Below are 6,000 nucleotides of genomic sequence, written 5' to 3' on the forward strand. Positions count from 1 at the left end.
TCCATAAATGGATCTAGCTAATAACGGAGCTACCGTCTAAGCCTAGACAAATGCTTTAGCTTAGCACTCAAGGGCGATGTTCGTCGACGTGAACCATCGGTTTTCAGCAACCACCGACTCTCTGTGAGGCTTCACAATCAACTACTCCTCCCTATCAACGCTTTCTTATGTTAAAAAAGTTGTTATCCAACTTTATTTTCTTCGTAAATTTTCTCTCCATCTTCTACAACTAACTTACGAAACTCTTCTAATAAACGGTTCGTATGTGGACCTGTTTGCCCTAAGCCAATCGTTCTACCATCTACTGTCGTAACAGCAATCACTTCATCAGCTACATATACATCATGTCTTGTAAATAACTCTTCTCTTACGTCATACCCAAGTTTTTCGCCGATTTCTAAAATAGCGTTTCGTGTAATACCTTCTAACGCTCCAGCAGAACTTGGTGGTGTAATTAATTTATTTCCTTTAACAATAAACACGTTATCTCCTGATCCTTCAGCTACATATCCTTGATCATTTAACATAAGTGCTTCTTGTACTCCAGCTAATTTCGCTTCAATACGAACTAAAATATTGTTTAAGTAATTTAAAGATTTTACTTGAGGGGATAAAACATCGGGACGATTTCGGCGCGTTGCAACTGTTACAACTGGAATCCCTTTCTCATAATATTCTTGCGGGAATAAAGATAATTGTTCTGCAATTACTACTACATTCGGCTTCTTACATGAATCGGGATCCAATCCAAGATTTCCTGCTCCTCTTGATACAACAAGGCGAATGTATCCATTAGATAATTTATTTTGTCGAATCGTCTCAACAACAATATTTGTTACTTCATCTAATGAATATGGAATTTCTAAAAGGATTGATTTTGCTGATTCATACAGCCGGACAAGATGCTCTCTCAAACGGAAAACATTACCGCTATAAACTCTAATTCCTTCAAACACTCCATCGCCATATAAATAGCCATGATCATATACTGAAACTTTTGCCTCATCTTTTGGAACAAATTCTCCATTTAAGAAAATCCATTGCTCATTCACTAGAAGCGCCTCCTATGTTCTATGAATTTTTTATTGTTTCCTAGTTTACTCTCCTTTCTAAATAAATCAAGAGAATTTTTAGAAAATTTATAATTTTTAATCGTACGTACTTCTTTGCTTATACTGATTTAACAACATTGTTAACGTTTACAAAAAAACCAAAAATTTTTTTCGCTAATTTCCACTAAAAAAATATTTGTTTAAAAGAAGGATTTTCATCAATTGATACGAATCTATTGTATTCAATAAACGGACGTCCGATTTTATAAATCTGGGAATATATAACGACTTTTGCTGAAAAAGGGGGGAAATAACAAAAATAGCGCTGTCTAAAAATAACATTCATATTTTTCATTTCGTAATCATAATCCTATTTTTAAAAAACAATTTGTCAAAATAAAGGAGGAAATAAATATGGCGTGTGTACAAATTAAAGGAACGAGACAAGAGGTAGTAGAAATGCTGCAATTATTTGATCTAATGGATACGAAAGGTTTTTGTAAATTCGATAATTACGTAGAGGTAGAACCAAATACGAAAGAACATAATCATTTTATTGCTTCAATCGACATCCATTCAAATACTTCTTCAGCACAAGATACATTAAACGATCAATTCGTTAGTCAAATGCTTACTGGCGTATATAACGACTAAACAAAGATTTACTTCCTACCGTCTTTTCATAAATATATGCAGTGAACTTGAGCATACTAGCAATTAGATGGTAGGAGGTGAGAATTATGGCTAGAATTGGCGTTGAAAACTCATTAACAGACGTTCAACAAGCTCTTCAACAACAAGGTCATGAAGTTGTTACACTTAACTCAGAACAGGATGCACAAGGGTGTGATTGTTGCGTTGTAACTGGGCAAGATTCTAATGTGATGGGCATTGCAGATACATCAATTAAAGGATCAGTCATTACAGCTCACGGTTTAACAACGGATGAAATTTGTCAACAAGTTGAAAGTCGCACTTAAAAAATGAAAGAGGACTCCTTTTAAAAGGAGTCCTCTTTTTTATATTCACCTAACGGGAAAGTAACATATACTGGATGAAAGCCCTACCTCTCTCTCATCATTACGGTTCCACTGACCGCTCCTTGATTCACTAGTATACATATATAGCTTACAAATACAATTTATAGGGTTTGTTCACAAAAGTTGTTGATAAAATTACCCGATCTTTCGCAAACTTTTCGTATTGCATTCATAAGAGATATTTACTTTACACTAGCTGTAACCGAGACACGAATTAAAATTATAACACCAATACAATAACTTGTCAATTTTTTTCGGTAAATTAAAAACAGACATTAACGGTTTGTCTGTTTTAGAATGGAGCTTTTTCTTTTATTACATATACAACAAAGCCGCTTACTAACATAAATAAGCCAACTACTAAGTTTTTGATATTAATCATAAATTCCTCTCCCTTATTCCACACATCATATATATTTACATTTCAATTATTCCGATCATCCTAAAGCGCACTTTTTCTAATATATCATAATTCCTAAAAAATGCAAGTTCACTTTTGACGACCATTCACAAATTTATCTACAGTGCTTGGTACAGTATTTAAAGCCTTTTCAATTAAATGTGTACTGCTGTTGAGATGTAATACTTGCACCCCATTAGAACCAACTACTAAAAAAGCTACTGGACTAATGGAAACCCCAGCCCCGCTTCCTCCTCCAAATGGATGCCCTTGTTTGTTCTCTTTATGCTGATTTTGCCCACCGTTATGTTTTTCAGCAATGAAATCCCCTTTAAAATTACTTCCACCAGCTCCAAAACCAAAAGCCACTTGAGATACTGTTAATACTACATTTCCGTCAGCTGTTGAAACCGGGCTCCCAACAATTGTATTTACATCTACCATCTCTTTTAAATTTGTCATTGCCGTTTTCATTAAATTTTCAATTGGATGTTCCATTATGTATTGCACCCTTTCCTCATTATTCCTTTTTATATTTTCCAAAATAGAGGAAGTCATACTAACTTTTCCTATTTCAAAAAAACATTTTCCTTCTTTTAAAAGATACTACTCCCTGTACATGCTCCGGTATAGTGAAACTTTAATCAGTGGGATGTGTACGTAGCTCGACTCCCACAAATAGCGGGATAAAAAAGAAAAAGAGATACATACTACTATTGAACCTTGTTATGAAAGGAGTCATGATTTTGACTGAGAAATTTGATGATTATAAAAGAAGAGATAGAATAGATAGTGATTATAGTGACTATAAAGAAGAGTACGCCGCTGAGGTTGCACCACAACGCATTGATTATAATTACGATGATAAAGACGATAAAGATGTTGTAAAATCGTCCGCTGCTGGATCAACTGCTGGTTTTATCGCTCTTGCGCTATCTATCTTATCGCTATTTACATTTCCAACACTATTTGGTCTTGTTTCTGTTTTACTCGGTATTTACGCTTATAATCGCGGAGCTACTGTAACTGGCGGTATCGCTGCAGTTGTCGGTGGAATTGCTGCACTTATCGCAATTTTATTCCGAGTAGCACTTATTGGTCTATTGTTCTCCCTGTTCTAAAAAAGAAAAAGGTATCTCGCTTAACGCGGGATACCTTATCCTGTAAACACATCTTCCGATGGATATTTTATTTTTTGTTTTGCTGGTCGCGCTAAAGAGAACACAAGTGTTAATGGTCCAATTAATCCGCAGAACATAACAAACATAATAATACATTTTCCGAATGCCGATAGCTGTGCAGTAATTCCCATCGTTAATCCGACTGTGCCAAACGCTGATATTGTCTCAAATAATAATTGAATAAAGCTGAAGTTTTCTGTAAGCATTAATATGAATACCGCTGCTAAAATAAGTATTTGACTGGCAACAGCAATTGCTAATGCCCTCGTTACTGTCGACATTTTAATTGTACGCTGAAATAAAACAATTTCCTCCTTTTTTCTAAAGAAAGAAAGGACAGATGTAATTAAGATAACAAACGTCGTTAATTTAATTCCTCCACCTGTCGATACACTTCCTGCACCAATAAACATTAAAATCATCGTAAATAATATAGATGATTCTTCCATACCTCCATAGTCAACCGTATTAAATCCAGCTGTCCGCGGAGTAATACCTTGAAAGAAGGAAGCCCATAGTTTTTCATTTAAAGATAAATTCCCTAACGTCTTCACATTATTATATTCCAATACAAAAATTACAATCATTGCTATAACATTTAGCACTACTGTTCCAATAATCATTATTTTTGAGTGAAGTGATAATTTTCGAAAACTGCGACTATACCATATATCAATTAATACGGTAAAACCGAGTCCTCCGATTACAATTAAAGAGCAAATCCCAATATTAATAATGGGATCCCCTACATATCTTGTTAAATTATCTGGCCATAAAGCAAATCCTGCATTATTATAAGATGCAATTACATGAAAAATACTATAGTATAAACCTTTTCCAAAACCAAACTCTGGAATAAAGCGAAACGATAAAAAAATGACCCCAATAAGTTCAATACAAATCGAAAATATAAAGACACGCTTTACTAATTTTACAAGACCACCTATATTGGTTTGATTAAATGCTTCTCCAATTAATAAACGATGGCGTAATCCGATTTTTTTACCTAGTACCCAAACAATTAAAATGGCAATTGTCATAAGACCTAGACCACCTGTTTGAATTAAAAACATAATAACAATTTCGCCAAACATCGTAAATGTACTTGCTGTATCCACTACTCCCAAACCAGTTACGGTCGCTGCTGAAGTTGCTGTAAAGAAAGCATCTACCCAACTAATATGTGCTTTCGTTGCGAATGGTAATTTTAATTACAAACCGCCAACCACAATTAAGCAGAAAAAGCCTAATGCTAATATTTGTGGTGGGTTTAATCGTATAAGACGATTATACAGCCCTTGTTTTTTTGTTACGTTCATATCACTAACTCCCTTATTAAAGTGAAACTTTCCCCTCATAAATAAAAAGCTTTTTAAAAGCCCTTAAATAATTGGGACAAACCTTATATTCTCATAATATAGTTGAGCATAATCTTTTTTTTCATAGATTACAACTTTTATTTATATTCAGATTCCTTTTCGTTTTTATGCTGGAAAACTCTATATCCTAACTCAATATTGCTAGCAATAACAATTTCATATGTACTATTTTTCAAATCCCCATATCTTTCACTCTATGTTCACATAGAGGTCACATCCACCTTTTATAGTATATGTATCGAAGCTGTTCCTCCCTAATTTATAAGACATTCCCCAGTGTCTTTGAATAGCTTCCATCCCTAATTAAATTGACATAAATTGTCCCCTTCCCTTGACCATCTTATAAATGATGGTCTTATTTTTTGTTTGCTCTATCTTTTATTCCACTATTTGTGGGCAATAAACGCCCGATTGGTTAAAGCTAATAATCAACAGGGGATGAACAAAAAACACTCATTAAATTTTCATTTTATTTAAAACTCCCTCTCTCTTTCACTCTATGTTCACACAGAGGTCACATCTACCTTTTATAGTATATGTATCGAAGCTGTTCCTCCCTAATTTATAAGACATTCCCCAGTGTCTTTGAACAGCTTCCATCCCTAATTAAATTGACATAAATTGTCCCCTTCCTTGACCATCTTATAAATGATGGTCTTATTTTTTTGTCTTTCTACCTTTTATTTAAAACTCCCTCTCTCTTTCACCCTATGTTCACATGAGAGTCACACCTACCTTTTATAGTATATGTATCGAAGTTGTTCCTCCCTAATTTATAAGACATTCCCCAGTGTCTTAAAGCAACTTCCATCCCTAATTAAATTGACATAAATTGTCCCCTTCCCTAGACCATCCTATGTGAAGTGCACCCCAATTGTTAGACACATAACTAACAATTGGAGGTGCATTTTTTATGGCTAAATTTTCTTCAAAAGATAAAATAAAAGC

At 34.2% G+C, this 6,000-nt stretch carries 6 protein-coding genes, 1 pseudogene and 1 other annotated feature (1 of these 8 only partly in view); of the genes and pseudogenes, 3 read left to right on the plus strand and 4 right to left on the minus strand.

Annotated features, from left to right (window positions below; genetic code table 11):
* Positions 1-167: a binding site (T-box leader), on the minus strand (it extends 61 nt beyond the left edge of the window).
* 15 nt (positions 168-182) lie between these two features.
* Complete coding sequence (ilvE, locus tag MR169_RS22240; RefSeq protein ID WP_242320045.1) at positions 183-1,052, minus strand: branched-chain-amino-acid transaminase; 870 nt, start codon at positions 1,050-1,052, stop codon at positions 183-185.
* Positions 1,053-1,466: 414 nt separating this feature from the next.
* On the opposite strand from ilvE, the gene MR169_RS22245 reads away from it, so the two are divergent.
* Positions 1,467-1,706, plus strand: a complete 240-nt coding sequence (locus MR169_RS22245; RefSeq protein WP_000752512.1) for a DUF3911 family protein — start codon at positions 1,467-1,469, stop codon at positions 1,704-1,706.
* Between the two features lie 86 nt (positions 1,707-1,792).
* Positions 1,793-2,032 (plus strand): YkuS family protein, encoded by a 240-nt coding sequence (locus MR169_RS22250; protein ID WP_000101022.1) that lies wholly within the window; start codon positions 1,793-1,795, stop codon positions 2,030-2,032.
* Between the two features lie 352 nt (positions 2,033-2,384).
* On the opposite strand, the gene MR169_RS22255 is transcribed toward MR169_RS22250, so the two are convergent.
* On the minus strand, positions 2,385-2,474 hold the full coding sequence (locus MR169_RS22255; protein WP_000608227.1) for a hypothetical protein: 90 nt from the start codon (positions 2,472-2,474) through the stop codon (positions 2,385-2,387).
* A 108-nt stretch (positions 2,475-2,582) separates the two neighbouring features.
* Positions 2,583-3,050, minus strand: a complete 468-nt coding sequence (ytfJ, locus tag MR169_RS22260; RefSeq protein WP_242320046.1) for a GerW family sporulation protein — start codon at positions 3,048-3,050, stop codon at positions 2,583-2,585.
* Between the two features lie 188 nt (positions 3,051-3,238).
* Between ytfJ and MR169_RS22265 the strand changes: the two genes are divergently transcribed.
* The gene (locus MR169_RS22265; protein ID WP_000136550.1) at positions 3,239-3,613 is read left to right on the plus strand and encodes a hypothetical protein; all 375 of its coding nucleotides are present in this window, start codon (positions 3,239-3,241) and stop codon (positions 3,611-3,613) included.
* Between the two features lie 35 nt (positions 3,614-3,648).
* On the opposite strand, the pseudogene MR169_RS22270 reads toward MR169_RS22265, so the two are convergent.
* Positions 3,649-4,992, minus strand: a pseudogene (locus MR169_RS22270) (TrkH family potassium uptake protein).
* Positions 4,993-6,000 lie beyond the last annotated feature (1,008 nt).

The organism is Bacillus cereus group sp. BfR-BA-01349, from assembly GCF_022663795.1.
Classification (GTDB): Bacteria; Bacillota; Bacilli; order Bacillales; family Bacillaceae_G; genus Bacillus_A; species Bacillus_A cereus.

What these genes read in the sequence shown, in the direction of transcription:
- MR169_RS22245 (WP_000752512.1), top strand. Translation starts at nt 1,467, where the DNA reads ATGGCGTGTGTACAAATTAAAGGAACGAGACAAGAGGTAGTAGAAATG.
- MR169_RS22250 (WP_000101022.1), top strand. Translation starts at nt 1,793, where the DNA reads ATGGCTAGAATTGGCGTTGAAAACTCATTAACAGACGTTCAACAAGCT.
- MR169_RS22255 (WP_000608227.1), bottom strand. Translation starts at nt 2,474, where the DNA reads ATGATTAATATCAAAAACTTAGTAGTTGGCTTATTTATGTTAGTAAGC.
- ytfJ (WP_242320046.1), bottom strand. Translation starts at nt 3,050, where the DNA reads ATGACTTCCTCTATTTTGGAAAATATAAAAAGGAATAATGAGGAAAGG.